Below are 26,891 nucleotides of genomic sequence, written 5' to 3' on the forward strand. Positions count from 1 at the left end.
CTTTATTAATATTCAGCTTTCTATTTAATAGTAAAGATTGCTTATATGTACTGAAATTAATTATAGGAAAAACAATCATTTGTGTTGTAAGCTTTGGCTTACATGATTGTGAGAGATTGCCTACATTTGTATGAAAAATGATCTAATTTTACATAATTAATTAATTTAAAATTGTTATATTACAGTTATTTAATTAAAAATATGGTTGAGATGAGCTTTACATAAATAACAAAAAGTAACATCGCCTTTAGAAAGTTAATTTTAAAAAGTTAAATTAATTATTTGACAGGAGCTGTTTGAATTTAAAAATTTTAACGTTTGATAAAATGTTGTTTTGTGAAAATAATTTTTTAATAAATAAAATTTATATTTCTTGGGTATGCAATATATTAAATAAGCGAAGGGGAGCAATGTTTTTTAAAATCTAACTTGTAAATTATGATAAGCAAGTGAACATGTTATCAATCAATAAAATGATATAGAAGAATGAGATAAAATTTGAATTTTTAACCAGCGTAGAGATGACCACGCTGGCTTACTACTATTGACTAGATTTAATCTGAACGTGTAGTTAACCAATTATTCATTTCAGGCCAAACAGAACTTGGAGCTTGGCTACCAGAAACGACACCCATATGGCCGCCTGGAACCACTTTAAAAGTTTTATCTTGGCTATTAATTAAATCCATAAGCGGTTTCACTGCGTCGGCGGTCACAATAATGTCTGTATCGCCACCTACAGCCAACACTGAACAATCAATATCTTTTAAATAAGCTGTAAGTTCACCAAATTTGATTACACCTGTTGAGAGTTCATTATCTATCCAGAAACGTAGAATGATGTCACGCATCACACCACCCGGATACGCCAACATATTGTCGATAAATGAACTAGACGTAGCGTGGTCAACAATAAATTCACGGTTATCAAGATTTTTAAAAAGCTGCCAATAGGTTTTTAAATTTCCAATCGGGTCAGTTAGCTTAAAGCCAAGTGTGTTTTGCCAGCCATGAATATGAAAAACTTCACTTGGTACATGTTGGCGAATCCGGAAAGGGGTATGCTTACGAACCCACTGCGCGGGTTTAGTCAAGCTGCCATAAAGTTTACCCATATAACCTGCTTTATGGGTGTCGATAGGTGAAGCAAGAATAATCAAATTTTTAATATTTTTATCTTTAAATAATGCGGTATAGCAGAGTGAAAGTGCGCCACCTAAACTCCAGCCATGTAAAGAAAGCTGTTGCTGACCACTGTGCTCTCGAACCTGCTTTAGCATTTGAGGCATAAAAACTTTAATGTAGGTGCCGAAATTATATTTTGCTTGGTGGCGGGTTGGCACACCCCAGTCAATTAAATAGACATCAAAACCTTGTGCCAAAAAGAAGCGTATAAAACTACGAGTAGGAAACAAATCATAAATGAGCATGTTCACTGCTAATGGCGGAACAATCACTAAAGGAACGCGGTGTTTAGGTGTCGATGGATCGGCTTCGTTTCTATAATGGCGTAAGCTAATAATTTCATGCTTATAGATCACATCAAAAGGTGCTTTTCCTGACAAGGCAATTTGAGGACCTCTAAAAAACAGATCTGATGCATTGGTTAGCATGTGAGGTAATTTCTGACCAGCATGCTTTTTAAGAGATGTTTTAATCGACTTCACTTGAGGAACATTCTGTCGAACTTTAAGCAATAAACTCATTGAATATAAAACCTATAAAGATGTTGCCCAGAGCAAATAACGAGCTGGTCTTTTGCGGATATTAAATGGAATAAAAGGTGAGTTCAGTGACTTAAAAGACAGGATTTCGTTTTAAAAATACCAAAAGGAATTTCTTATAAACATGTTTGCGAACTAATTATCTTAATTTAATAAAATAGTTATTTAATATTAAAAATATAAAATTTTTAAAAAATAGATCTAAATTTGATTTTAAGTAAATTTAAAAAAAATAAAAAATATGTCGCTAAATGGTAATTTTTGTCGCCAAAAGAGGTTCTTCTATTAAGTGAAATTAAATAGTATTTCCTCTATCAATAACAAAAATAAGGAAACCTCAATGGTAACTTATGGCAATGATCAAAATGGTTTATGGCTAAAGTTCGATAATTTTACTTCAAATGATATTAGGCAAATTGAATACATAAATAGTGTTTTATACGTCACTAATTATTCAGGAACTTATTATTCACTAAATTTTAACTCTCTTGCTAAAGCCCGTATGATTTTTAGTGATGGGGTTGAAAAGCAGGTTTTATTTACAAGTGGGGGTAACGGTCTAAATATTTCTACTGCAAATAGCGAATGGATTGTAGGTACAAACTCAGCAGATTTAATTAATAGTGGAGTTGGAAATGATCGTCTATTTGGTGGAGTAGGAGACGATATTTATCAATTCAGCAAAGGGGATGGAATAGACAAGATCACTGACTATAGTGGAAATAACACGATCCAATTCACGGCCAGTAATTTGGCAGATCTATCTATACAAGGCAGTGGAAGTAATTTACAGGTCAAATATTCGGATAGTGATGCTGTATTAATTGAAGGGAATATAAGTAGCTTTAAATTTTTAGATGGGACAACTGCCACACTCGATCAATTACTCACCAATAAAACCATTACGCTCACTGGCACTAAAGGCAATGAAACGATTAATGGCTTTGCATCGAATGACATTATTAATGGGCTTGAAGGTAATGACACTTTAAACGGAAACGCGGGGAATGATACGTTAAATGGTGGTGCAGGTGATGATAAGTTATATGGCGGAACAGGTAATGACTTGACCATAGGTGGTACTGGGAATGATTGGTTAGCCTCGGGTAGTGGGGACGATACTTATCAATTTAGTAAAGGAGATGGTAACGATACGATCAATGACTACTCGGGCACAAATACCATTCAAATTACCGATGTTTCTTCAAAGGACATTACATTCACAACTAATGCTAATAATGAGTTAGTCATTAATTATTCAGCAACGGATAGCATCACTTTAAAAGCCTATATTAACAACTACATTCTTTCAGATGGCGTAGTTCAAACCTATCAGCAGTTTTTAACGGGGAAAACTGCGACATGGAATGGTACAGACAATGCCGATAACTTTTTAGGGACTCTTCCCAATGACGTGATTACGGGCGGTAAAGGTAATGACACGTTAAATGGTCGTGAAGGTGACGATACTTATCGTTTTTCTTTAGGCGATGGAATAGACACAATTAATGGAGACTATTCGGGTAACAACACGATTGTATTTACAGACGTTAAATCTACCGATGTTCAATACAGTTTTGATAAAACCACTTTGAATATTCAATACAGCGATAGTGATATTGTTAAGCTAACGGGCTATCTCGCTAACAATAATAAAAACTTTAGTATTCAATTTGCCGATGGCGTCACGATTGACCGTGCTCAACTAGATACGACGGTTGGAGTGAATTACTGGGTACGCGCGCTTGTTGCCACAACAAATAGTAATCCAGACTTTAAGTATATTTTCCCTTCAACCGCACCTGATTACCTACTCGATGCAAATGGTCAAGCACCTGCATGGTGGAGTCCTTTTAGTAAAGCCCAACAGGACTTTATGATTCAGGTCTACCAAAAAGCTTCTGACTTTTCAGCTTTAACTTTTACATTAACGGACAATGCATCACAGCTTAATACCATTGCTGCCTACCGTAACAGTACCGCAGCTACGGCTTATGCACAGTATCCAAGCGGAGCATTTGTTGGTTCAGATGTGGCTTTTGGACCAGGTTTTTGGTTTGACCCGGCGGGTACTTGGGTGACTGCAAGCTATCCGCATGAGTTGGGACATGCTTTGGGGTTACGTCATACCTTTGAAGGTTCCACCATTGATAGTTTCTCAAAAGAAGAAGACACACGGGCATGGTCAGTGATGTCATATGATCGTACTGGTATGTCATATGACGGATCTTTTGCACCGTTTGATATTGCGGCTTTGCAAGCGATATACGGCGTTAATAGTTCAACCCGTGCAGGTAATGATACTTATACCTTTGATGGCACTAAAGGCGTATTGGTATGGGATGGTGCAGGCGTCGATACAATCAATGCGAGCAATGCTGCACAAGCCGCTACCATCGATCTTAATCAGGGTGGTTGGAGCTATATTGGTGAAAAATCTCCTCATATATCGAGTGCAAACCAACTAAGCATCAACCTTGGAACCCAGATTGAAAATGCAATTGGTGGTGCTTACGATGATATTTTAGTTGGGAACAATTTATCTAACCGACTTGAAGGTGGTCTTGGTAACGACACTTTAAAAGGAAATTGGGGAGACGATGTGCTATTGGGCGGTGCCGGAAATGACATCCTTGATGGTGGAAAAGGTGCAGATAGCCTGATTGGTGGAACGGGTGACGATACTTATTATGTAGATAATGTAGGCGATAGCATTGTAGAGAATACTGCTGAAGGTAACGATAAAGTAATCTCGGATATAAATTATACCTTAGGAGATAACCTAGAAAACCTCACTTTAAATGGTGCGGAAAATTTAAACGGCAACGGAAATGCGCTGAATAACGTACTCATTGGCAATGCTGGCAATAACATTTTAAATGGATATGCTGGAAATGACACATTGAATGGTGGAGCTGGAAACGACACCTTAGATGGTGGGGCTGGCAATGACACTTTAGATGGCGGAAGTGGAGCAGATACGCTGATTGGAGGTTTGGGTGATGACATCTATTATGTTGATAACGTAAATGATGTCATTATCGAGAAGATTAACGAAGGATTTGAGACCGTTAACTCAACTGTGAGTTATGCGTTAGATAGCGGCAATGCACTTAATAATTTGAATCTGTTGGGAACAGACAACATTGATGGAACGGGTAATGGAAATGGTAATACAATTGTTGGGAACAGTGGCAATAATGTCTTAAGCGGTGGCACCAATAATGATGTATTAAATGGTGGTGCTGGTAATGACATTTTAAATGGTGGAAAAGATAACGATACCTTGATTGGTGGTTTAGGCTCTGACACTGCTTTATATAAACTATTAAATACAAACGATGTAACGGGTGGTAACGGAGCTGACGTTTGGAAAGACTTTAAAGTAGGCAATACCTTAACCGACAGTGAAGCCGACAAAATTGATATTAGTGAACTGCTCATCAATTACGCTAATGGCAGTACTGTAAACTCTATCTTTTCTTATCTCTCATTAGACCTCAATGGAAATAACAGTATTTTGAGTATTGACCGAGATGGTGCAGGAACTGCTTATAACAGTACCTCATTTTTAACCTTAAATAATATCAACACTACTTTAAATACTTTATGGGACAACCATCAGATCCTTGTCTAAATGAAGGAAGTACAAGTCGCTAACTAATTTTAAAAAGATGCTTAGGTGAGACGGCTTAAGCATCTTTTTTATAATTAAAAAATTAGATTTCTCCTAGAACGTTTTTCGTAAAGCTTCGATGAGTGATTTATTTCATTAATAAAAATAAAAATAAAAAAATGTAATATTGTGGTAAGCTTTATTCTGATGTTTAGAGCGCTCACAAATTTTAAATTTTTCGATCTGGAAATGAGATGACTACACAGAAAATTAATGCACGTACTTTAATTACAGATCTGTTACTGGCTTCAGAAGGTAAAATAATTTCAATTAAAGAAATGATCCTTGCTGCAAAGCTGTTTGGAATTAGTGAAAACGGAATAAGAGTTGCTGTCACTCGTTTAGCTAGTGAAGGGGTCATTGTTTCTGCTGAAAGAGGATTTTATCAGTTAAGTGAGCAATCTCTTGAATGGGCAGATGTAATGTTAAACCGAAGAGCAGGTTTAAAAGAAACAAAAGCTTGGAATCAAAAGTATTTATGTGTTCTTACAGGAACATTGGGGCGTGTTGACCGTACAGCTTTAAAAAGAAGAGAAAGAGCACTTAAAAAATACGGATTTCGTGAACTTGAACCAAGTGTATATATTCGACCAGATAACTTGGTTATTTCTTTGGAAGACATGCTAGAGCATATGAAATCTATAGGCTTGGAGTCAGGAGCCAAGATGTGCCATATCAATTCCTTTGATCAGATTACGACAGGAATGATTAAAGATTTATGGCAAACCGAAAACTTAAATAAAAATTATGAAAAATATAGCCATATTATTCAGCATTGGCTCAGTCGAGTACCTGCTTTAGGCCTTGAGGATGCTGCAAGAGAATCGTTATTGCTGGGCCGCCAGACAATTTCTTTATTAATGAATGATCCTTTACTCCCTGAACCTTTTGTAAATGTTGAGGCAAGGGACCAATTTACTGCAGATGTTAAAAAGTTAGATGAAGTTGGGCAAAGATTATGGAAACAGTTACATGAACTAACTTTTGGTACAGCTGCAACGAGCTTATTAAATTTAGAATTACCCGCCGTTGCGGATGTAACTCCTAAAATTCTTAATTAATAGAAGAGCATGATTACAGGAGTATGGATATGCCTTTATATCAATCAGCTTTAGCAAAGGATATTTTTAAAGATCAGATAATTATAGTAACTGGAGGCAGTTCGGGTATTGGCCGGTGTACTGCTCATGAACTGGCTTCCTTAGGTGCGCAAGTCATTCTTACAGGTAGGACCGAAGAAAAACTACAACAAGTAAAACAAGAAATTATTGAAGATGGAGGTAAGGCATCTTATCGAGTATGTGATAATCGTGATGAAGAGAAAGTAAAACAAACAGTTAGTTCTATTGTTGAAGAGTTCGGCCAGATTAATGGATTAGTCAATAACGCAGGTGGTCAATTCCCTGCATTTCTTGAAACTATGTCTGCTAATGCTTTTGACAGTGTAATCCGCAATAACTTGCTGGGTACTTTTCTTATGATGAGAGAAGTTTTTAATCAAAGTATGGTGAAAACGGGCGGTAGTATAGTGAATATGACAATAGATATGTGGAGCGGTTTACCGAGTATGGGACACTCTGGAGCTGCTCGTGCTGGTATCGATAACCTTACTAAGACTTCAGCACTCGAATGGGCTAGAGCTGGGGTAAGAGTTAATGCTGTTGCACCAGGTTGGGTAATGGCCTCAGGTCTAGACTCTTATAAAGATGGCATGAAGGCCATGATCCCTACAGTGTCTTCAAAAATCCCTTTAAAACGAATGGCTACAGAATCAGAAGTCTCAGCTTTAATGTGTTTTTTACTGTCGCCAGCAGCTTCTTTTATAACAGGGATGAACGTCAGAATTGATGGGGGAGCATCTTTAGTTTCACCTTTCTTTCCATTGATTGACCATGAAAAATCAATACCATTTGAAGCATTTCATAGAGATGGTATACCTAATGTTATTAAAGAAATGAACCAATCAAAATTATAAGAAATCTCTTTAATATTCTAATAAATTAGTTACTTAAGCCTTTTCAGTAAAGTTAGTTTTATTTAATTACAAATGAATAAGGATATGAAAAACATATCCTTAAATTTTCTTTTTCTTTAATTTTAATATTACAAAAAATAAATTTTATAAAAATAATAGAAATATTTCATATTTTATAATAAAGTTTAATTTGTGAAATGAATTAAGTCTTCTCAATCCCGCTTAGGAGAAAAAAAAGATGAATACGCGTGTGAGTGTGACTGAGTTATTTAGTCGTGAAGAAATTAAAGAGCTTACTGCGCCTTCTGATATACATGGTTTGTGGGCAGTAGGTTCTACATGGGCCGTTATTGGAGCAACTTTTGCAGGTGTTGGACTAACTTGGAGTTATTTACCTTGGTGGGGTAAATTGCTGATATGTTTAGCAGCATTGGCTGTATTGGCTGGACGCCAATTAGCCTTGGCAATATTGATGCATGACGCGTCACACAATAGCTTGTTTAAAACAAAATGGATGAATGATTATCTAGTCGATTGGTTATGTGCACGCCCAATCTGGAATGACGTACATAAATATCGGGCTCACCACACACGTCATCATGCCAAAACATCAACACCAGAAGATCCTGACTTAACATTAGTCGCAGGCTTTCCAACCACGAAAACGTCTTTAACTCGTAAATTTTTACGTGATTTATTTGGTATTACAGGTTTTAAATTTACTGTGGGCCGTATTTTGATGGATGCTGAAGTTTTGAAATGGACGGTTGCGAATGACTTAACTTGGTTACCGCGTGAAAACCGTCAGTGGTATGACTATCCAAAGGTATTTCTTAAAAATAGTAGTAAGGCAATTATTGCTAATGCTTCCATCTTTGGCATTTTATGGGCTTTTGGTCGTCCAGAATTATATTTACTTTGGCCTCTTGCTTATTTAACGCCATTTCCACTTTTTATTCGTATTCGGTCTATGGCTGAGCATGCTGGTACTCAAATAAGCAATAATGCTTTAACGAATACTCGTACTACAAAAGCAGGATGGTTGGCTCGGGCCTTTGTTGCTCCCATTCGAGTGAACTATCACATGGAACATCATTTAATGGCGGCGGTGCCTTTCTTTAAGTTGCCAAAAATGCATCAGATGTTACGAGAACGTGGCCATGTTCCAGAGCCGCCAACTTATGCGCAAGTTATTCATATGTTGTCTAATCATCAAACCAATCAACACCCATTAAATAGTGTAGAGCAGGGCGAGTGATGATTACGGATAAACAAACTCGTATAAGCGACTTTCTTAGTCGAGAGGAGATTAGCCAATTTTCTCAGCGTTCAAATCTATGGGGATTATGGTGCATTTTCTCTGTATGGTTAATCATTGGCTTAGCATTTACAGTCATGGCTCTGGCAATTGATTACTTACCTTGGTATTTCGCAGTTCCTGTTGTATGCATAGGAACAGTGGTTTTAGGAGGGCGCCATTTGGCATTGGCGATTGTAATGCACGAGGCGGCACACCATACACTCTTTAAAAGCCGCTGGATGAATGACGTATTCGCTAATTGGGCATCGGCCAAATTTATTTGGAATGATGTACATAAATTTCGTGCCCACCATATGGTGCATCATGCGAATACAACAGCAAGTTTTGATCCTGATCGCCCAATATATGAAGCTTTACCTGTGACTAAAAAATCTTTAATTCGAAAATTTGGTCGTGATTTGGTTGGGCTAACAGGGATCAAGTTCTTTATTGGCCGAATTTTGATGAGTGCTGGCGTACTGAAGTGGTCTGATGCAACAGGTGAGCGGGCAGATACGCGTGGTTGGCCATGGCATCGTTACGTTGCCAACTTTATCAAGGACTTCTGGCCAACTTTTGTGACTAATCTTGGGTTATATCTCATCCTTGCTGTGGCGGGGCATGCTTGGTTATTTCTGATTTGGATAATAGCTTATGCCATCCCTTTTACTGTATTTGTACGTATTCGTGCAATGGCAGAGCATGCGTGTTTAGAGCTTGTACCCGATACACTTCGTAATACTCGTACTACTTCTGCTGGTTGGATTGCCCGTATGACTGTGGCACCTATACGTGTAAATTTTCATATGGAACATCATTTGATGGCTTCCGCTCCTTATTATCGCCTTCCCCAATTGCATAAGTTGTTATATAGCCGTGGCAAGGTGCCTAAACCGCCTAGCTATTTAGAAGTCGTACATTTATGTAGCTCAAAACCGATAGAAAAATAAATCCATTGAATTGTATTCAATGAAAGAATGAAGGAATAAAAAATGGGAATTCTAGCTAAAGTCTTTGATCTCGGTGCTCACTTTCCGGTGCGCCATATGAGTTTTAATTTTAATCAGTCTCAACCTACTTTATTTAAGGATAACCCTTGGGGAGAGTACTGGCTGGCAACCTTGTCTGCTATGTTTCCTGCGGGTGAGCGATTTTTTGTACATAGTGTAAGAAACTTACAAAATCAGGCTAAAACAGAGCGACTTCAAAAAGATATTGCAGCCTTTATTGGACAAGAGGCGATGCATGCCAAAGAACATGAACAATTGAACCAGCTTATACAGTCATCTGGACTCGATACCGAGTCTGTTTCAGCCAATGTGGAATGGTTAATGGCTAGGCTGAAAAAATATTTTACACCAACCCAGCAATTAGCCATTACTTCGGCTGCTGAACATTTTACGGCCATTATTGCACGGCAAATTATGAGACGTTCCGATTTGCAGGAGCGTTTATCGAGTAATGAAACTTTAAAAAATATCTGGTTATGGCATGCGGTAGAAGAAAGTGAACATAAAAGTGTGGCCTTCGATTTATATCAAGATGTCTCTGGGGGTAATTTTATTCGGCTTCTTGTGATGCCGTTTGTGACTTTATATATGGCAGGAATAATGGCAGCGGGTACGGTGTATTTAGGTATAACTCACTTTTCCGCATGGAAGTTACTCCACCTAAAAGAATTTAACGCGTTAATTCTTGGAAAGAATGGCTTTTTAAGTACTTTATGGAAAGATTATTTGGACTATTACAAATTAGATTTTCATCCAGAACAACACGACTCAAAAGCTTTGGAAGAGCACACTAAAGCACAGCTTGGGTTTTAAAAGATTTATTTTAAATGTCCAATCGTAAGAGATTGGACATTTAAGCTGAAAAACTGATGAATTAGGTTCTTTCAGAATCTAGCATTTCATTGTTTTTAACAACGTCTTGTGCTTTTTGATAGCTTTCGATGAGCAATTGGTATGGTGGGAAAATTGCACTATAAGCTGCTGCAAAGTCTGCTGCATCACTACGATGCCATGTTTTTTGTAGCTCTGAACACACAGCCGCTGTATCAATTGGCACCACGCCAGCTTGCACAACTCGAGCTAATGTAATTTCTTGAGCCATTTTTGAATATGTTCCAGATGCGTCAATGACTGCAAAGACTTGGAAACCTTCAGCAACTGCACTGATACTTGGGAAAGCCATACATACGCTGGTAATTGTACCTGCAATAATCAGTTGTTTTTTACCTGTTGCTTTGACTGCCTCAACAAAGTCAGGGTTATCCCAAGCATTAATTTGACCTTTACGGGCAACATATTGTGCATGAGGAGCAAACTGGTGAATTTCTGGAATTAAGGGACCATTTGGACCTTGAGGAACAGAAGCAGTAGTAATCACTGGCACATTACATAGCGTTGCAACTTTAGCCAGAGTAACCACATTTGCACGTAACTCAGGAACAGTAAGATCTTTTACAGTTTGAAATAAGCCACTTTGATGGTCGATTAGTAGCATTGCGACATTATTTGGGTCGATAACCGGTGCTTGACCGTTAAAATTTGCTGGTGTACTCATTTTATGCTCCACTTTATTTCGATAAATTTAAAGTCGGAAGGATGACTAAATAAAACAGGGGGATAGCTGTTTTTGTATAGTTATTCACTTCTTGTTTAATTAAGATATAACGAAAATATGAGCCTAGAAGCTGCCGAAATTTGATTTTAGTGTTCTATTATTTGAACAATAAGAGGTAGGAAATGCAGGATTTAAACGATCTATATTACTTTGCAAAAATTGTTGAATATGGTGGTTATTCTGCTGCCGCTAGAGCGCTCGATATTCCAAAATCTAAACTCAGCCGAAGAGTTACACTTTTAGAAGAAAGACTCGGTGTACGTTTATTGCATCGTTCCACGAGACAATTTAGTGTGACTGAACTCGGCCAACAATATTATCAATACTGTCACGCGATTTTGATCGATGCTGAAAATGCCCAAGAATTTATTGATTTAAACCAGTCAGAGCCGCGTGGAACGATTCGGGTGTCTTGTCCGCCTGCGTTATTGCATCATCACATGGGCGAGTTTCTGACTAAATTTATGCTGCAATTCCCAAAAATAAAAATTTATATTGATGTAACCAACCGAAATGTTGATGTCTTAAATGAAGGAATTGATATTGCTTTTCGTGTTCGCTATCCGCCACTCAAAGATAGTGGTTTGGTTATGAAAAAATTTGTGACCAGTGATCAGTGTTTAGTCGCGCATCCACGGGTTTTGTCTAAGCAGCCGATACCTCAAACTTTAGATGAATTGCATCAGTTTAGAACTATTGGGCTTGGCAATGCAGAACAACAAAGTGTGTGGGTACTTCATCATCAGGAGCATGGAACAACTCATTTCCAGCATGATCCTGATTTAATTGTGAATGACATGACCGGGGTATTACAGGCTGTTATTCATGGTTTAGGTATAGCTCCTTTACCGATTATGATGGCTCACGAATATATTTTGCGTAAAGAACTGATTGTGGTTTTACCTGAATGGAAACCTACAAGCGGTATAGTCCATGCGGCTTATGCTTCTAGAAAAGGGTTATTACCTGCCATCAAAAGGTTGCTGGATTTTTTAGAAGAACAGTTTAATCAACTCGATCAGGACTTGTTAGGTTATCGATAACTAAATTGAAAACAGTAAAAAACTTAAATTTTGATTATTTTTTATAGATTAACTTTATGAAAAATAAATAGAAATTAAAATGATTTTATATTGTCGTGAAATGGTCAGTTATGTCGTGAAATGAAGTTCTCCTCAAGAAGTTAAGTGGTTAATCTCTGGCTGATAAATCATCGCAGTCCTGTGAAATATTTATCAAAAAAACAGTCATAACACCCTAAATACTTCTAAATATTTGAAGGAGATAAACATGTATAAAAAGAATATTGGGGGACTAATTAATGCTCTAGCATTAGTTATATACAGTTCTTCAGTCATGGCAGCAGATAACTCAAGTTCTTTTGTAAAACTGGAATTTACCGTCACCAAACCTTTCCTTTTTTTCTCACAGACATCAGGTAATACTTGTGGAGGAGTATTAATTCGTAATGATGTAGTTTTAACGGCGGCACATTGTACGGCGGCGGTTTGGGGTGATAGTGCGAATCAAGGCTATACACTTGGCGGGGCTGTGAAATATGGGGCGAGCTTTTTGTCTCAAGCTCAAGCAGCATCTTTTAAAAAAGATGAAGGTTGGGTTGAGATTCCCGATGTAGATATCGCCTTAATACGTTTATCTCATCCTATTGATAATAATAGCGGTGCAACCATAGCCAAAATTCCAGCCGCATGTAGTCAAACTGAAGCAAGGCAAAATATTGGGCGTGGTGATGTAACGGCTTATTTAGGTCGTAGTAGTACGGGTGCCGCCTTACCTGAAAATTTATATGGCACTTCATATGTCAATATTCGAGATGTAGGTCCTTCACCGTTAGCACGAGGGATTTACTATAAGGCAACCGCTTCTATGAATGCTGGGGATTCTGGTGGACCTTGGCTGTCAGATGATAATACTTTAATTGGTATTAATAACGGTATTGCGGGTACTGATAAATACGGTGCTGTAATCTGTCAGTATACTCATCAAATCAATGATGTATTGGTGAAATGGTCAGCAGCCGGAAACCAAACTGGAGCAGTAACACCACCAACTACACCGCCGTCAGTAGAGCCAACGACTCAACCGTCGGTAACAAATCCACCAACAACTTCACAGCCGACAACTGAACCTCAAACTACCGATAATGTTGTTTTTAGTTTCTTTAACTGGCTTGCTTCATTATTTGGTTTTTAATTCGTACTTATTAAAAGATCAAGATACTTCGGTATCTTGATCTTTTTTTACTTAGATTGAATGGGTTTATTAAGCGACCACTTTAATTACTTTGGTTGTGGCGTCGTAGTCTTTCAAATTGACGTGATGCAGCTTATGTTTAATCACAAAACCAAACTCGGGCCAAATAATATGGTTACGACCCGCATCATCTAGATAATAGCTTTTACAAACATCTGGTCTTACCGGCATTTTAGCTAATCGCTTATCTATACGGTCATTAAAACGTTTTTGAACATCTGCTTTGACTTCAATACGGTCCAGACGTTGCTGCTGTATTAATTTCACCATTTTTGCGATATAAACGGATTGCTGTTCAGCGGTCCACATCACTGAACCCACGGTGTTTTGCGAGTTCGGCCCTAGCATCATAAACATGTTAGGGAAACCGTGAATTGACATCCCCATATATGCACGCGGTTGACGCTGCCATACCTCGCTTAAACTGCGGCCTGCTGCACCTTTAATAATTTTATAAATCGCAGGTTCTGCGACCGCATAGCCAGTACCGAAAATAATGGTATCTACTTTAATTTCTTTCCCGTCTTCACCGACTACACCATTTTCAGTGATATGAGACAAGCCCTGAAAGAGGACAGTCACATTCGGTTTGGCTAAAGCCGTATACCAGTTATTAGAAAACATTGGACGCTTACAACCTAAGGTATGGGTAGGTGTTAATGCCTTACGCATTTCTGGGTCTTTAACACCTAAAAAGATGTTTAACTTTCCTAAGGCATGCAGTTTTCGCATGATGTATTCATTCATGAAAATAGGAAGTGAGGGTTCTAGACTCCACAGCGCACTTTCACGAATAATTTTTTCTAAAATTGGCGCTTTCTTAAATGTAACTTTTACAATATTTGGAACGGCAAAGTCCGGTTTTGGTAAAACCCATGAAGGCGTACGTTGGAAACTATAAAGATGGCCAACTTTAGGCTGAATGGCAGGTAAAAACTGAATAGCTGAAGCGCCGCTACCGATCACAGCTACTTTTTCACCTGTTAAATCATGCTCATGATTCCACTTACCTGAGTGAAACATAGTACCTTTAAACTTTTCTTGACCCGGGAAGCTCGGCATTTTTGCTTCGCCAATAAAACCTGTCGCAGGTACAAAGACTTTTGCACTATATTTTTTACCATCACGTGTGCTAACGAGCCAGCGATTTAGATCATTATTCCATTCGGCATGAGTGACCTCGGTGTTAAGTTTAATCTGATTCACAATCTCAAACTTATAAGCCACATCTTCTAAATATTGTCGAATTTCGGCTTGAGGTGCATAGGTTCGCGACCAGTTTGGATTTGGAGCAAATCCTAGAGAATACATTTCACTCGGTACGTCACAAAATAAGCCCGGGTAATCATTTAATGCCCATGTGCCACCAATACGGCTAGCCATATCTAAAATGACAACGTTTTTAATTCCTTGCTCTTTTAACTTGATGCAAGTACTTAAACCTGAGGGACCAGCTCCAATAATAAGTACATCTACAAGTTGAGTTGGGGTAGAGGGTTTGACTAATTTATTCATAGAAAAATCCTGAAATAAAGTATAAATGACTTGGCTGATAGAGTTGCGTACAGCCTTAAGTGGAGCGATCAGTCTTCTGAAAATGTTGAATTAAGTACTGAGCGATAATGTTGGGTTGTTCAGCTTGTAAAAAATGACCGCAGCCGGGAACGTAGACACTCTCAATTCCTTGCGGAAAATAAGATGTCTGGGCTAAAGCTTGATGTAGCCGTATATTCATACAACCATCGTCCAAACCAGCTAAAGCCAGTGTGGGTGTGGTGACTGGACTTAATAAATGCCGATTTGCTTTAAGATTGTCCGAATTTAAAACTGCAAATAAGTTGTGGTAATAGCGGGTAGCTGCCCAAGCAATATCGGGATTTTGAAAAGCCGCGCGGGTAGGTGAAAAATCTGACTCAGTAAAATTCCAAGTAGGTGACCATTTACGCCAGATTTTTTCTACAAAACCTGCGTTATTACGAGATAGCACCTGTTCAGCAAATCTTGATTGCATGAGCAACATATAAGAAGACATGTAGAGCTGACGTGGGAAATTAGGTAAGGCTTTAAAAACATCCTTAAAATTAGGGATGGGAGGAACAGCCAACAAACTAATGCTATGTAAAGCTTTGGGTTGCCCACTTGCAAAGCTCATTGCAATTGCAGCTCCCCAGTCATGTCCTACGAGGTGAGCTTTATTTTTTAAGCGTCCTTTTGCTTTTAAAAGTTCTAACCAAGCTGCTAAATCTGCTAGAGCAGATGCGAGACCGTAATGTGCCTGCCGAATTACAGAATCTTGGGTGTAACCACGTAGCCAAGGGACAAAAACTTGATAGCCTGCTTTTACAAGTAAAGGGTATACATGGTCCCAGCTATGCGGTGTGTCGGGAAAACCATGTATAAGTACCACCAAAGGGACATCAGCTTTACCATATAAAGTCCCATGCAAAGTGAGTCCATCACGGCTTAAGGTTAATTGCTCGACTTGAATCATGGCACTGCTCAGCTTTTCAACTTTGAAGAAAGCGCTTTGGCGTAAGCCTCTGCGGCTAACTGAGCGGCGGGTGACTGAGCTAAATAAGCTAAAGCTTTTTCGACATCACCATCATGTTCAGGGTGATAGCTCAATTTGCTCCATCCTTTTAAAGCAGTTAAAATCATGCCGAGATCAGGTAAGCTTTTCTTTTTCTTTGCAGTTTTTTGAAATAACCAAACTAAAGCCAATGGATTTTTTTTAGCAATTTTTTGGGCTTCTTTGGTTCCATCGAGATGACAAAGATAGACCGTTGAACCGAGCCAGAACCCAACCATTGCAGCAAAAGCAAACCCCATGCTGAGCTGTCTGCCTAAATAGCCTTTAACGCCGTCTCCAGCTAAAGCTCGATAAGCATCATAGCCAACTGTGCGATGCTCAACTTCTTCGGCACCATGCCAGCGCACAATATCTAGCATGGCTGGATCCGCACCTTCTAGGCCTTCTGCATCTAAAGCCCATGTACCAAAGAAACAGAAATAGTGTTCAAGCCCTGCAATAATGCCCATACGAAAAGCGAGCCACTGTTTTGGATAACGCTTAAAAGGACCATAAATTCCAAACGGCGTGTCGCCCATAAAGCCATCTTTAAAGAACCAGTTTAAAAAATCTTTAAAGGGTGTGGGATCTATGCCGTGAGTCTGAAAATAAATCTCTGCACCTTTATGTGCATTGGCATGGGCCGCTTCTTGGGCAATAAAACCACGGATATCTGCTTTCAGGTTTTTATCTTCAACATAGGGCAACGTTTTGTTTGCAAGGCGACAAAACCAGTGTTCAACAGCAGGTAAAAGAACATGCATGCTGTTCAGTACATGTGTCGTTAACACATCGTTTGGAACCCAATGACGAGGCGTTTGAGAAAAATCAAACTGTACTTTCCGTGCAACAATATGATGATCAATAAATGTGCTCATAGTAGAATCCTGCCTACTTAAATCAGATCGAAATTGACTCAATTTTTTTGATCAAGCTACGAGATTTGACGTAACCATTGGCTGCAAACCACTGCAATGCATCACGTACTGCAATTTCAACGGGCGTTTGAGGAAGTCCAAGCTCTTGAATGGCTTTTGTACAATTAAATGAGGTGCCGAGCTGACCGATTTTGGCTGCTGAAGGCGTCACAAGGGGAGCTTTATGAGTAATATGTTCTGTTACCCACAAAGCTGCATGGCCCGCAAGTTGAGATGAGACGCCTTCAACTACACTTGGAATGGTCATTACTGGGCGCCAGATGCCTAAGAGCTGATGAACTGTTTTTGCCATCGCTACGCCGTCAAGATCTCGATTACCTAAAATATAGGTTTCACCACTTCTACCTTTTTGCGCAGCCAAGACATGGCCTTTTGCTACATCGCGTACATCAACCATGTTGTTAATTGCACCCGGTACAGCAAGGGCAGGCATGGTAGCGATGGTGAGTAAAAGTTTTCCTGTTGGGGTTGGGGCAATATCTTGAGGGCCAATTGGACCTGTCGGGCAGACAATCACAATATCTAAGCCGCCCGCGGCAAACTGTAAGGCAACCTGATGTGCTTCAAATTTTGTTAAAACGTATGCATCTCCAGTCGCGCCTAAAGCAAATGGACTTGTTTCGGTGGCCTGAATGCCTTTGGGTTGACCTGCAAAACATGCGCCTGTACTGGTATAAACAACACGTTTAACACCAGCCTTTTTTGCAGCATTGAGTACGGTTCGTGTTCCTTCAACATTGACTTTGCGCATAAGCTCAGGCTTCGGAAGCCATAAGGCATAAATTGCGGCAGTATGAAAAACCAAATCACAACCTGCGACTGCTTCATCTATTTTTGCTGGGTCGGTAATGTCGCCTGCAATTAACTCAACATCTAACCCTTCTAAATTGGTTAATTTTTCTTGAGGCAAATGCAGTACACGTACTTCATAATTCTCATTGAGTAAAGTACGTACAATGTGGGAACCAATAAAACCAGCACCACCAGTAACCAGAGCTTTCATATTTCACCAATCTTTATTAGATTTTTATCCTGTACAAAGTGGATAAAAATGCGGCAACTTAGTAAGAGGTACTATGCCGAATCTGAAATATGTGTCATAGTTCTTGAAATGACAGTTTTGACCATTTCACGACATTTTATCGAGAAAAATAAAGAGAGCGTATTGTGAATCCGTCTTTACCAGGAACCTATGTCAGCCTTATGGCTGATGTCGTCCAAAAGCTAAATGTATCTCCCGAAGAACTCTTGGAAGGAAGCGGAGTTTCTGTTGAGCAACTGTTGGAACCCTTTTGGTATTTAGATTTCAATATTTTTAATAATCTTCTGAATAGAGCAGTCGAACTGACCAATGAGCCTGCATTAGGTATCTATCTTGGCTTGCAAATGACCGTGTCTTGTCATGGTTCGGTTGGTCTTGCTGCAATGGTTTCACAAAATTTGGGTGAAGCTTTAAATGTCATGGAACAGTTCATTGGGTTACGTTGTCCAGCGTTAAAACCACGTCTTGAAATAGAAAATGACTTAGCTTTTTTATATTTAGATCAACCCATGACAAACTTTAAAATGGGAATTGTGGGGATGACATTTTTAATGGTGGGCTTTGCTCAAATGTCGAATGCCATTACTGGACAAAAGCTAGAGATAAAAGCCGAACTAAATTACCCAGAACCCGCTTTCTTGGAACAAGTTCAAGAATTATTGCCATGTGAGATTCAATTTAATCAGCCATTCAACCGTTTGGTTTTTTCTGAAACTTTCTTGGCTCTGCCGTTAATTATGGCTGATCCATTAGCCGCTCGTTTAGCTCGTGAACAGTGTAAACATGATTTAAATAAGTTAGTTGCTAAACGTGGTGAAAAACATCCACTGACAGCTTTAGTCCGTGAGTTACTTTTTGATGAAGTAGAAGGCTTCTTTAAAATGAAAGATGTTGCCGACAAGTTGTACTTAACTGAAAGAACATTACAACGCCAGTTAGCAAAAGAAGGGGTTACTTTTCAGGTTTTAGTAGACCAAGTTAGAGAAAGATATGCGAAGAAATTATTAAATCATCATGAATATAGTATTTCTTATATTTCAGAAAAATTGGGCTATTCAGAGGTCACTCATTTTACGCGGGCATTTAAGCGTTGGACTAATCAGACTCCCAAGCAATATCGAAATTTAAGAGAGACTACATCATAATTTTTTACTAAATACTCAAAATAATAGTTTGATTTATTTAGATATTCTTAAATAAAGAGGGATTTTGTAAAGTTTGTTTGTGTTTTTTTTAAATATTCAAAAATAAAATATAATTATTTTACAATCGATTAGGAATGTAATCAGAAAGTAGTCTATGTAATATATATGGAATTTGTATTTAATGGTTTTTATACGCTAATTTCGGCGGTCATTGTTTTATTGTTGGGCCGCTTTCTTGTCAATCGGATTGATTTTTTAAAACGTTATAATATCCCTGAACCTGTAGCGGGTGGTTTGGTTGCTGCTGTAGTTTCTTTACTTGTCCACACTTTGTGGGGGTACAGCATTGTTTTTAGTAGCGAATTACAAACCAGCTTTATGCTCGTGTTCTTTGCTTCAATTGGTTTAAGTGCCAATTTTATGAAGCTTAAAGAAGGTGGTACTGCTTTAGTCATCTTCTTAATTTGTGTGGCCTCATTTATTGTTGTGCAAAATGCTGTTGGTATGAGCCTTGCGACTTTATTGGGCCTAGACCCACTGATTGGTTTGATTGCAGGTTCAATCACTTTAACGGGTGGTCATGGTACAGCAGGTGCATGGGGTGAAATCTTAGAAAGTCAGCATGGTATTCAGGGTGCTTTAGCACTGGGTATGGCAAGTGCGACTTTTGGTTTGATTATTGGTGGTGTAATTGGTGGCCCGTTAGCCAAATTACTCATTAACCGTTATAGCCTTGCTCAACCAAAAACCAATGCTGAAATCCAACATCGTGATACGCATGTTGAACAAAATTCAGATGACCTTGCGCCGTTTGAAAACCCACATCAAGTTCGTTTAATTACAGCCGATAATGCAATTACCACGCTGGGGATGTTTGCAGCGTGTTTAGCATTTGCTGAATTTATGACGGGCTTTAGTAAGGGAACCTGGTTTGAGTTACCAACCTTTGTTTGGGCACTTGGTGGCGGTGTAATCTTAAGAAATATTTTAGAAAGCGTGTTGAAAATTGATATTTTTGACCGTGCGATTGACGTTTTTGGTAATGCGTCTTTATCACTTTATTTAGCCATGGCATTGCTTTCATTAAAGCTTTGGCAACTTGCCGACCTAGCTGGTCCGCTTGTGGTTATTTTAGGTGCTCAAACCATTACGATGGCTTTATATGCAGCATTTGTGACGTTCCGCATTATGGGCAAAAACTACGATGCGGCAGTGTTAGCAGCAGGCCACTGTGGTTTTGGTATGGGTGCAACACCAACAGCAGTAGCAAATATGCAAGCGATTACGAACATGTATGGTCCATCGCATAAAGCATTTTTAATCGTTCCACTTTGTGGTGCATTCTTCGTCGATTTAATTAATGCGACAGTGATTCAGCTCATGTTGAAGTTCATTGTTTAATAAAATAAAAAAAGCCCGTCAGGGCTTTTTTTATGGGTGCTTGTTTATGAATATTAAAATGAATAGGTAGTTTTCAAACGTATAGGCTCAATTTTTGTTTTAGGATCATTTAAATCATTTTATTTTTAGGATGCTTTTTCTCAAAACTAATAATCGCCCTTAAACATGCTTTCACATAGAATGAATTGCAGATAAATAAAAAGAGAAATGTATGAGCTCAGAAGCACATTCAATTAGCTTGGTTGCCCCCGTAGTTTTATTGGCAGCGGCTGTTATTGCAGTCCCTATTTTTAAACGTATTGGTTTAGGTTCAGTATTAGGTTATTTAATTGCGGGTCTGGTTATTGGCCCATTCGGTTTTGCCTTTTTTCAAGATTCCACCGCAATTTTGCATATTGCCGAGTTGGGAATTGTGATGTACCTCTTTGTGATTGGTTTGGAAATGCAGCCATCACATTTATGGAGTCTTAGGCGCGAAATTTTCGGCCTTGGTACGCTACAGATCATCATTTGTGCGCTGGCTTTGACTGGTGTTGGGCTGTTATTTGGCTTTACATGGCAAGTTGCTTTTATTGGTGCGGCAGGGTTCGTCTTAACCTCGACTGCGATTGTGATGCAGTTATTGGGTGATCGGGGTGATTTGACTCAGCCACGTGGGCAAAAAATTGTAGCCATCTTACTTTTTGAAGATTTATTGATTGTACCTTTGCTGGCTATTGTCGCTTTTATGGCACCAAATCATGTGGTCGAAAGCACAGCGGTACGTCTAGAAAATATAGGAATTGGTTTACTCGCAATCGCGGGGCTTATTGCGGCAGGGTATTGGTTACTTAACCCATTATTTAGACTTTTGGCTGCTGCTAAAGCCCGAGAAGTCATGACTGCGGCGGCTTTACTGGTTGTGTTGGGTGCGGCGTTACTCATGCAAGTCAGCGGCTTGACTATGGCGATGGGTGCTTTCTTGGCAGGTGTGCTTTTATCTGAATCGACCTTTAGACATCAAATTGAAGCCGATATTGAACCGTTCCGTGGAATCTTACTGGGCCTGTTTTTCCTTGGCGTGGGCATGTCACTGGACTTGTCGGTAGTTGCTCAGAACTGGCAGCTGATTGTGAGTGGCGTAATTGCCCTGATGTTTGTCAAAGCGCTCATGATTTATATAGTCGCCCGAGTAACGAAAAGCTCTCATACTGAAGCATTAGACCGCGCTTTACTTATGGCTCAAGGTGGAGAGTTTGCCTTTGTACTTTTCTCGGCTGCATTAAGCGCACAAGTTATTGATAGTACCGTTAAATCTAACTTAACTGCTATTGTTGTGCTTTCAATGGTGTTGACCCCAATTGTCGGTATTATTTTTAAACGTTTTACTCAAGTAAAAACGAAGGTTTCATTAGAAAATATCAATATTGCCGAGGGTTTAAGCGGTAGCGTTTTAATGATTGGATTTGGACGTTTTGGACAGGTCACCAGTCAATTATTGTTAGCAAGAGGTGTCGATGTCACCATTATTGATAATAATACCGACATGATTCGAAACGCCGAAAAATTTGGTTTTAAAATTTATTATGGAGATGGCTGCCGTCTAGATATTCTGCATGCGTCTGGCGCGGCAACAGCACAAGCGATTGTGGTGTGTGTAGATAGCAAGGAAACGACCAATAGAATTGTTGAACTTGTGACCCATGAATTTCCTTTGGCAAAACTATTAGTCCGTTCATACGACCGTGAGCATTCACTGCATTTAGTCAAACAAAAAGTGGACTTTATGATTCGTGAAACGTTTGAATCAGCAATTAAGTTTGGCGGCGTGATTTTGCAAGAACTTGGTGTGGATGAAGACGAGGTAGAAAGAATTACCGAGGAAATTCGAGATTTAGATAATGAGCGTTTTGAAACTGAAATCGCAGCAGATGACGTAAATGCAGGGGTAGGTATGCAATATACACATACTCATCATCCAAGACCAACTGCGCCATTGATTCGACCAAAACAAGAAGGGCGGATTTTAAATAAGGAAGATACCTCAGAGAATGAGAGTATTAATTAGTTAAAACTTCAGTAAAAGTTCTCTTTAGTAGAACTTTTACTGAAAATATTTTATGGCCAGAAAAGCTTAAACCGCTAAACCTGCTGCGCTCAGCATTTCTTGGCCCACAATCATTTTGGCAAATTGATTGGCAATTCTTCCTGAACGGTTACCTTGCTGAGTCGCATATTGAATAGCTTTTAACTGAATTGTTTCCCAGCTTTCGCGCTGTTGCCATTCATATTCATTTAGCCAGTATTGAACTGTTTTTAAATATTCTTGTTGGCTAAAACCATAAAAATTAATTTGTAAACCAAATCTGTCTGCTAAAGAAATCTTTTGTTCAATGCTATCACCTGGGCGTAACTCGCCATTTTCGCCCACATTTAACTCGGTATTATCTTTATTGTATTCGGCCACCATATGTTTTCGATTGGACGTCGCATAAATAAGGGTGTTGTCTGAGCTAGTGGCTAATGAACCGTCTAACACTGTTTTTAAAGTCGCATAACTTGTGTCACCAGCTTCAAACGCCAAATCATCACAAAAGATGATAAAACGCTCTTCACGATCTTGCAGTAAATTAATGATTTTAGGTAAATCTTCTAGATACTTTTTCTCAAGCTCAATCACTCGAAGGCCCAAGTGGTGATATTCATTTAAACAGGCTTTTACAATAGATGATTTACCTGTACCACGTGAGCCAGTCATGAGCACATTATTTGCCAATAACCCTTTTGCAAAAGCTTCGGTGTTTAACTTCACTTTGGTCAGTTGGTTGTCGATATTGCACAGATGATTAAACGAAATGAGTTGAGGTTTACGAATAGCAATGAGTGAACCTTTGTTATTTTCTCTTTCCCATCTAAAGGCAATCGCTTCATCTAAGACATCCACAGAAACTTCTTGGGTTTTAGAAATCTTTTCGACTGCTTGAGTAAGTTTTTGAATTTCAAAAATAAGATTTGAAATTGTCTGACTTAATTCCATGAGTTCAACCTTTTAAAATGCAAGAAAGAGAATTTGAATAATCAAACATAGGATGATAGTATCACCGTATGTTTTCGCTTGCTAGTACCAATTTTAATGATTGAGCAAATCCAAAAGAGATCTCTCGTAGACGAAGTAATTCATGTTATACGCCAGAATATTAAAAATGATATTTGGAAAGTAGACGAGAAAATTCCAACTGAACCCGAGCTTGTGCAAGGTTTAGGAGTGGGGCGAAACACCATTCGTGAAGCAATTAAAATTTTAGAATATTTAGGTGTTTTAGAAGTCAAACAGGGGCTGGGTACTTTTGTACGAACTAAAAATGATTTTTCGATTGTGATTAATTCCATTCATCATTCTGATTTATATGAACACCTAGAAGTGAGATGTTTATTAGAAATTGAAATTGCCAAATTAGCCGCTCGACACAGTACGCCTGAAGACATGCGTGAAGTTATGGAGTGCTTAGAAAATAGAGCTAGAACAAATGAAGAAGATGTTGCGAACTTCATGTTAAGTGATAAAAAACTGCATTTGGCAATTGCTAAGGCAACTCATAATAAAGCCTTGCAAGCAACCTATGAGTATTTCTTAAACTCAAGCTATCAATACACTTTAGAGTTGGTGACCAATAAGAATTTACCTGACCCAAATCAGCAAATACATAGCGAGCTTGTTCAAGCCATTTCTAAAAAATCTGAAACAGAAGCCATGAAAATTGCTGAATCTATGTTGGCTCCAATATTACGCGCGTTAGATGTAATCAAAGCTGACCCTACCCAAAAGAACTAGATAGATAGACCAAATACGATGAGTTTTATGATTGTTTCGAATAACTTCGATGTTCCTTACTATTTAAGTCTTAGGAAAGAGAAGGGTATGACGGCTTACTATTGGGCAACTCATCAATCTGATCTAGCTTTATTTGAAACTTATGAGTTGGCTTATCGGTTTTATTTTCCATCGCGACATATTCTGATCCGAAGTGAAATTAAAGCTTTTGCTCAACATGGTGAAAATAAAGTTTAAACCATGAAAGAGATGTGCATGGTCATTCAAAATGCTGATTTAAAATATCAAAATATATATGTAGTGGGTGATATACATGGTTGTTATTCACTTTTAATGAAAGAACTTGCAAAAGTTAACTTTAATTTTGAGCAAGATTTATTAATTAGTGTCGGTGATATAGTCGATAAAGGGCCGCAGAGTTACCAATGCCTTGAGCTTATAGAAAATAAGTGGTTTACGATGGTTCGAGGTAACCATGAAGAACTATGTATTCAAGGTAACTATAATTCCTTCTTCCGTAAAATTCATGAAAAGTATGGCGGTGAATGGTTCTATGCACTAGAGATTACTGCAAGAAACCAAATTGTTGCGAAGCTAAAAAAGCTCCCCATAATGCTTGAGCTGCATACACGCCGAAAAAAGATTGGCATTGTTCATGGCGATATTCAACTCGATGATTGGAATGCCCTGAAAGCTCGCGTTGAAGCGAAAAATTCGGACGTAACCAATACATTTTTAACTTATGCCGATGTTCTGTGGGGCAGGTCCCGAATAAAAAATAGTAAAGATTACGGCACCGTTCAAAATATTAACGAAGTTTATTTAGGCCATACTATTGTTGAAACTATGGTTAAGCGAAATAACTGCTTTTATATTGATACGGGTGCCTATCAATCAAACCGTCTTACTTTAGTGAAGTTAGATTGTTAACCATATTAAACCAACCTAGAGATGCTCTAACGCCGTGCCTTTAACAGGGTTTCTGCGCCAGTAATAAGGCTGTAAAAATCTAAGAAAAAGCTTCCACGGTGTGATCCACGCGATGCGTCGGTTGGTTTTTGTGTTTTGAATAATTTGTTTTGCTAAATACGCACAAACAACTTCTGGTGGGTCAATTACAAAGAAAAATAAGCGCTTCATCTTTTTCCAGTTTTGAATATTTCCATTGGTCCAAGATGAAACTAACAAGTCGGTTGCCACCATGCCGGGGCTAAGAGTGCCAGTTAAAATAGAGGTCGACTTAGTCTCTTTATAAAGCGCTTTACTAAAATAACTAACCGCTCGTTTGGTGGTTGCGTAAGGAGTCATTCCAGCACTCCATTCGCCGTTGCTTCCCCAGCCTTCCATATTAAAAATTTGACCATGACCCTGTTTGAGCATGCCTTTTAGAGCCACTTGCGAACCAAGCATTGTGCCCAAAATATTCGTCGAAATGGCTGCATTTAATTCATCTGGCTGAAGGTTAATAAACTCTTTCGTTGGGTGGCAGCTGCCTGCGTTATTAATCCATACATTGACTTGTCCAAAATGCTGAATTGCTCCATCCCATAAGGCTTGTACATCCGCAATTTGTGTCACATCACAGCATAGACCTATAAATTTTTCTTTATTGAATTGAGTTTCTAAATGAGAAAGAGCATGGTGAAGATGCTCCGTGTTCCGTCCAGCAATCACAACTGAACATCCCAGATCTAAAAAAGCGTGGGCGAGTGCTAAACCAATACCTTTTGTGCTTCCAGTGATAACTACACAGCCAACTTCACGACTAGATAAACTCATTGAAATCTCTATAAATTTTTTAAAAACTTAACGCTATTGAGCAGTTTTATGAAAATGAGTTGTTTGCTCTTTTAATAAAAGCAAATAGATAATTGATAAACTTATCATCGAAATATTCATTACGATAGGGTTATAAGGCGAGATAAGTGTAGATGGTTTTAAAAAACCAATTAAAAGCAGTAAGCCGAATAAACCTAAAATACTTAAATAGTGAATGTATTTATGAGTAGAAAAAAGAAACAATAAACCAAAAATAATTTCAGCTATGCCGCTGGCGCGCCCTGCAAGTTTTGCATACTCAAAAGAAAGTCCGATTGTTTGCCATACAAAGATTTCGTCAGAGTTAATAAAAATTAGTTTAGGAATGAGTCCTTGATAAATCCATAAAAAAGCGAGCACAAAGCTTATAAAATTTAATGCTTTAGCATTATTCATTAAGATTCTCTAAAATTTTGAAATTTCAATTTTGATCATTGCGACTATTATGTTTTGATTTAATTTATTCTTCAACAGAAAATAAGATGAGCTTATTTTTTAATCATTTCTTATGGTTATTTTTTAACAGTAATGTAGGAATAAGATAGGAAAGTTTTATATTAAAAACATAGGAGAAATGCTCCTATGTTTTTAAT

The 26,891-nt window shown here is 38.5% G+C and carries 23 protein-coding genes; 14 read left to right on the forward strand and 9 right to left on the reverse strand.

Translation table 11 applies throughout. The features are described from left to right. Positions 1 to 554: 554 nt before the first annotated feature. A complete protein-coding gene (locus ACH8JV_RS17620; protein WP_396522801.1) occupies positions 555 to 1,706 on the reverse strand; it encodes an alpha/beta fold hydrolase in 1,152 nt (383 codons plus the stop codon). A gap of 358 nt (positions 1,707 to 2,064) precedes the next feature. Between ACH8JV_RS17620 and ACH8JV_RS17625 the strand changes: the two genes are divergently transcribed. The 6 genes from ACH8JV_RS17625 to ACH8JV_RS17650 all read left to right on the forward strand — a co-directional run bounded on the left by ACH8JV_RS17625 (position 2,065) and on the right by ACH8JV_RS17650 (position 10,498). Then, a complete protein-coding gene (locus tag ACH8JV_RS17625) occupies positions 2,065 to 5,361 on the forward strand; it encodes a M10 family metallopeptidase C-terminal domain-containing protein (protein ID WP_396522803.1) in 3,297 nt (1,098 codons plus the stop codon). A 233-nt stretch (positions 5,362 to 5,594) separates the two neighbouring features. Beyond that, positions 5,595 to 6,461, forward strand: coding sequence for a PaaX family transcriptional regulator C-terminal domain-containing protein (locus ACH8JV_RS17630; RefSeq protein WP_000211448.1), 867 nt, complete (start codon positions 5,595 to 5,597; stop codon positions 6,459 to 6,461). 29 nt (positions 6,462 to 6,490) lie between these two features. Further along, positions 6,491 to 7,375 (forward strand): SDR family oxidoreductase, encoded by an 885-nt coding sequence (locus tag ACH8JV_RS17635; protein ID WP_396522805.1) that lies wholly within the window; start codon positions 6,491 to 6,493, stop codon positions 7,373 to 7,375. 238 nt (positions 7,376 to 7,613) lie between these two features. After that, positions 7,614 to 8,633, forward strand: coding sequence for a fatty acid desaturase family protein (locus ACH8JV_RS17640; RefSeq protein WP_396522807.1), 1,020 nt, complete (start codon positions 7,614 to 7,616; stop codon positions 8,631 to 8,633). Then, positions 8,633 to 9,625 (forward strand): fatty acid desaturase family protein, encoded by a 993-nt coding sequence (locus ACH8JV_RS17645; protein ID WP_396522809.1) that lies wholly within the window; start codon positions 8,633 to 8,635, stop codon positions 9,623 to 9,625. Before ACH8JV_RS17640 ends, ACH8JV_RS17645 begins: the two co-directional genes overlap by 1 nt. A gap of 42 nt (positions 9,626 to 9,667) precedes the next feature. Then, positions 9,668 to 10,498 carry a metal-dependent hydrolase gene (locus tag ACH8JV_RS17650; protein WP_396522811.1) on the forward strand — a complete coding sequence of 277 codons (831 nt, stop codon included), beginning with the start codon at positions 9,668 to 9,670 and terminating at the stop codon, positions 10,496 to 10,498. A 61-nt stretch (positions 10,499 to 10,559) separates the two neighbouring features. Here ACH8JV_RS17650 and ACH8JV_RS17655 read toward each other — a convergent pair whose 3' ends face one another. Beyond that, positions 10,560 to 11,240, reverse strand: coding sequence for a hydrolase (locus tag ACH8JV_RS17655; RefSeq protein WP_000106450.1), 681 nt, complete (start codon positions 11,238 to 11,240; stop codon positions 10,560 to 10,562). Between the two features lie 182 nt (positions 11,241 to 11,422). Between ACH8JV_RS17655 and ACH8JV_RS17660 the strand changes: the two genes are divergently transcribed. Both ACH8JV_RS17660 and ACH8JV_RS17665 read left to right on the forward strand, forming a co-directional pair. Beyond that, positions 11,423 to 12,343, forward strand: coding sequence for a LysR substrate-binding domain-containing protein (locus ACH8JV_RS17660; RefSeq protein WP_396522813.1), 921 nt, complete (start codon positions 11,423 to 11,425; stop codon positions 12,341 to 12,343). Between the two features lie 247 nt (positions 12,344 to 12,590). Next, positions 12,591 to 13,514 (forward strand): trypsin-like serine protease, encoded by a 924-nt coding sequence (locus ACH8JV_RS17665; protein ID WP_396522815.1) that lies wholly within the window; start codon positions 12,591 to 12,593, stop codon positions 13,512 to 13,514. 69 nt (positions 13,515 to 13,583) lie between these two features. Here ACH8JV_RS17665 and ACH8JV_RS17670 read toward each other — a convergent pair whose 3' ends face one another. The 4 genes from ACH8JV_RS17670 to ACH8JV_RS17685 are packed head-to-tail and all read right to left on the reverse strand — an operon-like array spanning position 13,584 to position 18,084. After that, the gene (locus tag ACH8JV_RS17670; RefSeq protein ID WP_396522817.1) at positions 13,584 to 15,089 is read right to left on the reverse strand and encodes a flavin-containing monooxygenase; all 1,506 of its coding nucleotides are present in this window, start codon (positions 15,087 to 15,089) and stop codon (positions 13,584 to 13,586) included. 55 nt (positions 15,090 to 15,144) lie between these two features. Beyond that, positions 15,145 to 16,065, reverse strand: a complete 921-nt coding sequence (locus ACH8JV_RS17675; RefSeq protein ID WP_396522818.1) for an alpha/beta fold hydrolase — start codon at positions 16,063 to 16,065, stop codon at positions 15,145 to 15,147. An 8-nt stretch (positions 16,066 to 16,073) separates the two neighbouring features. Then, on the reverse strand, positions 16,074 to 17,021 hold the full coding sequence (locus ACH8JV_RS17680) for a metal-dependent hydrolase (RefSeq protein ID WP_002049195.1): 948 nt from the start codon (positions 17,019 to 17,021) through the stop codon (positions 16,074 to 16,076). 22 nt (positions 17,022 to 17,043) lie between these two features. After that, positions 17,044 to 18,084, reverse strand: a complete 1,041-nt coding sequence (locus ACH8JV_RS17685; protein ID WP_396522820.1) for an NAD-dependent epimerase/dehydratase family protein — start codon at positions 18,082 to 18,084, stop codon at positions 17,044 to 17,046. 164 nt (positions 18,085 to 18,248) lie between these two features. On the opposite strand from ACH8JV_RS17685, the gene ACH8JV_RS17690 reads away from it, so the two are divergent. The 3 genes from ACH8JV_RS17690 (at position 18,249) to ACH8JV_RS17700 (ending at position 22,716) form a co-directional block, all read left to right on the forward strand. Then, positions 18,249 to 19,268 carry an AraC family transcriptional regulator gene (locus ACH8JV_RS17690; RefSeq protein WP_396522822.1) on the forward strand — a complete coding sequence of 340 codons (1,020 nt, stop codon included), beginning with the start codon at positions 18,249 to 18,251 and terminating at the stop codon, positions 19,266 to 19,268. Positions 19,269 to 19,433: 165 nt separating this feature from the next. Beyond that, positions 19,434 to 20,669: a sodium/glutamate symporter gene (gene gltS, locus ACH8JV_RS17695; protein WP_002049330.1), complete on the forward strand. Its 1,236-nt coding sequence runs from the start codon at positions 19,434 to 19,436 to the stop codon at positions 20,667 to 20,669. A 211-nt stretch (positions 20,670 to 20,880) separates the two neighbouring features. Next, positions 20,881 to 22,716, forward strand: coding sequence for a monovalent cation:proton antiporter-2 (CPA2) family protein (locus ACH8JV_RS17700; RefSeq protein ID WP_396522823.1), 1,836 nt, complete (start codon positions 20,881 to 20,883; stop codon positions 22,714 to 22,716). Between the two features lie 66 nt (positions 22,717 to 22,782). Here the strand turns inward: ACH8JV_RS17700 and ACH8JV_RS17705 are convergent, their stop codons facing one another. Next, complete coding sequence (locus tag ACH8JV_RS17705) at positions 22,783 to 23,685, reverse strand: ATP-binding protein (RefSeq protein ID WP_032054210.1); 903 nt, start codon at positions 23,683 to 23,685, stop codon at positions 22,783 to 22,785. Between the two features lie 96 nt (positions 23,686 to 23,781). Between ACH8JV_RS17705 and ACH8JV_RS17710 the strand changes: the two genes are divergently transcribed. Genes ACH8JV_RS17710 through ACH8JV_RS17720 form a run of 3 tightly spaced genes read left to right on the forward strand, consistent with a single transcriptional unit; the run spans position 23,782 to position 25,410 of the window. Next, a complete protein-coding gene (locus tag ACH8JV_RS17710) occupies positions 23,782 to 24,480 on the forward strand; it encodes a FadR/GntR family transcriptional regulator (RefSeq protein ID WP_396522825.1) in 699 nt (232 codons plus the stop codon). Positions 24,481 to 24,498: 18 nt separating this feature from the next. Beyond that, a complete protein-coding gene (locus ACH8JV_RS17715; RefSeq protein WP_396522833.1) occupies positions 24,499 to 24,717 on the forward strand; it encodes a hypothetical protein in 219 nt (72 codons plus the stop codon). Between the two features lie 3 nt (positions 24,718 to 24,720). Then, the gene (locus tag ACH8JV_RS17720; RefSeq protein WP_396522827.1) at positions 24,721 to 25,410 is read left to right on the forward strand and encodes a metallophosphoesterase; all 690 of its coding nucleotides are present in this window, start codon (positions 24,721 to 24,723) and stop codon (positions 25,408 to 25,410) included. A 15-nt stretch (positions 25,411 to 25,425) separates the two neighbouring features. Here the strand turns inward: ACH8JV_RS17720 and ACH8JV_RS17725 are convergent, their stop codons facing one another. Then, positions 25,426 to 26,259: an SDR family NAD(P)-dependent oxidoreductase gene (locus ACH8JV_RS17725; protein ID WP_396522829.1), complete on the reverse strand. Its 834-nt coding sequence runs from the start codon at positions 26,257 to 26,259 to the stop codon at positions 25,426 to 25,428. A gap of 33 nt (positions 26,260 to 26,292) precedes the next feature. Further along, on the reverse strand, positions 26,293 to 26,694 hold the full coding sequence (locus ACH8JV_RS17730) for a DoxX-like family protein (RefSeq protein ID WP_396522831.1): 402 nt from the start codon (positions 26,692 to 26,694) through the stop codon (positions 26,293 to 26,295). Positions 26,695 to 26,891 lie beyond the last annotated feature (197 nt).

The organism is Acinetobacter sp. ABJ_C5_2, assembly GCF_044538485.1.
Classification (GTDB): Bacteria; Pseudomonadota; Gammaproteobacteria; order Pseudomonadales; family Moraxellaceae; genus Acinetobacter; species Acinetobacter nosocomialis_A.

Bases quoted from the DNA above. Each gene is read 5' to 3' on its own strand.
- ACH8JV_RS17620 (WP_396522801.1), bottom strand. From the start codon at position 1,706: ATGAGTTTATTGCTTAAAGTTCGACAGAATGTTCCTCAAGTGAAGTCG.
- ACH8JV_RS17625 (WP_396522803.1), top strand. From the start codon at position 2,065: ATGGTAACTTATGGCAATGATCAAAATGGTTTATGGCTAAAGTTCGAT.
- ACH8JV_RS17630 (WP_000211448.1), top strand. From the start codon at position 5,595: ATGACTACACAGAAAATTAATGCACGTACTTTAATTACAGATCTGTTA.
- ACH8JV_RS17635 (WP_396522805.1), top strand. From the start codon at position 6,491: ATGCCTTTATATCAATCAGCTTTAGCAAAGGATATTTTTAAAGATCAG.
- ACH8JV_RS17640 (WP_396522807.1), top strand. From the start codon at position 7,614: ATGAATACGCGTGTGAGTGTGACTGAGTTATTTAGTCGTGAAGAAATT.
- ACH8JV_RS17645 (WP_396522809.1), top strand. From the start codon at position 8,633: ATGATTACGGATAAACAAACTCGTATAAGCGACTTTCTTAGTCGAGAG.
- ACH8JV_RS17650 (WP_396522811.1), top strand. From the start codon at position 9,668: ATGGGAATTCTAGCTAAAGTCTTTGATCTCGGTGCTCACTTTCCGGTG.
- ACH8JV_RS17655 (WP_000106450.1), bottom strand. From the start codon at position 11,240: ATGAGTACACCAGCAAATTTTAACGGTCAAGCACCGGTTATCGACCCA.
- ACH8JV_RS17660 (WP_396522813.1), top strand. From the start codon at position 11,423: ATGCAGGATTTAAACGATCTATATTACTTTGCAAAAATTGTTGAATAT.
- ACH8JV_RS17665 (WP_396522815.1), top strand. From the start codon at position 12,591: ATGTATAAAAAGAATATTGGGGGACTAATTAATGCTCTAGCATTAGTT.
- ACH8JV_RS17670 (WP_396522817.1), bottom strand. From the start codon at position 15,089: ATGAATAAATTAGTCAAACCCTCTACCCCAACTCAACTTGTAGATGTA.
- ACH8JV_RS17675 (WP_396522818.1), bottom strand. From the start codon at position 16,065: ATGATTCAAGTCGAGCAATTAACCTTAAGCCGTGATGGACTCACTTTG.
- ACH8JV_RS17680 (WP_002049195.1), bottom strand. From the start codon at position 17,021: ATGAGCACATTTATTGATCATCATATTGTTGCACGGAAAGTACAGTTT.
- ACH8JV_RS17685 (WP_396522820.1), bottom strand. From the start codon at position 18,084: ATGAAAGCTCTGGTTACTGGTGGTGCTGGTTTTATTGGTTCCCACATT.
- gltS (WP_002049330.1), top strand. From the start codon at position 19,434: ATGGAATTTGTATTTAATGGTTTTTATACGCTAATTTCGGCGGTCATT.
- ACH8JV_RS17700 (WP_396522823.1), top strand. From the start codon at position 20,881: ATGAGCTCAGAAGCACATTCAATTAGCTTGGTTGCCCCCGTAGTTTTA.
- ACH8JV_RS17705 (WP_032054210.1), bottom strand. From the start codon at position 23,685: ATGGAATTAAGTCAGACAATTTCAAATCTTATTTTTGAAATTCAAAAA.
- ACH8JV_RS17710 (WP_396522825.1), top strand. From the start codon at position 23,782: ATGATTGAGCAAATCCAAAAGAGATCTCTCGTAGACGAAGTAATTCAT.
- ACH8JV_RS17715 (WP_396522833.1), top strand. From the start codon at position 24,499: ATGAGTTTTATGATTGTTTCGAATAACTTCGATGTTCCTTACTATTTA.
- ACH8JV_RS17720 (WP_396522827.1), top strand. From the start codon at position 24,721: ATGAAAGAGATGTGCATGGTCATTCAAAATGCTGATTTAAAATATCAA.
- ACH8JV_RS17725 (WP_396522829.1), bottom strand. From the start codon at position 26,259: ATGAGTTTATCTAGTCGTGAAGTTGGCTGTGTAGTTATCACTGGAAGC.
- ACH8JV_RS17730 (WP_396522831.1), bottom strand. From the start codon at position 26,694: ATGAATAATGCTAAAGCATTAAATTTTATAAGCTTTGTGCTCGCTTTT.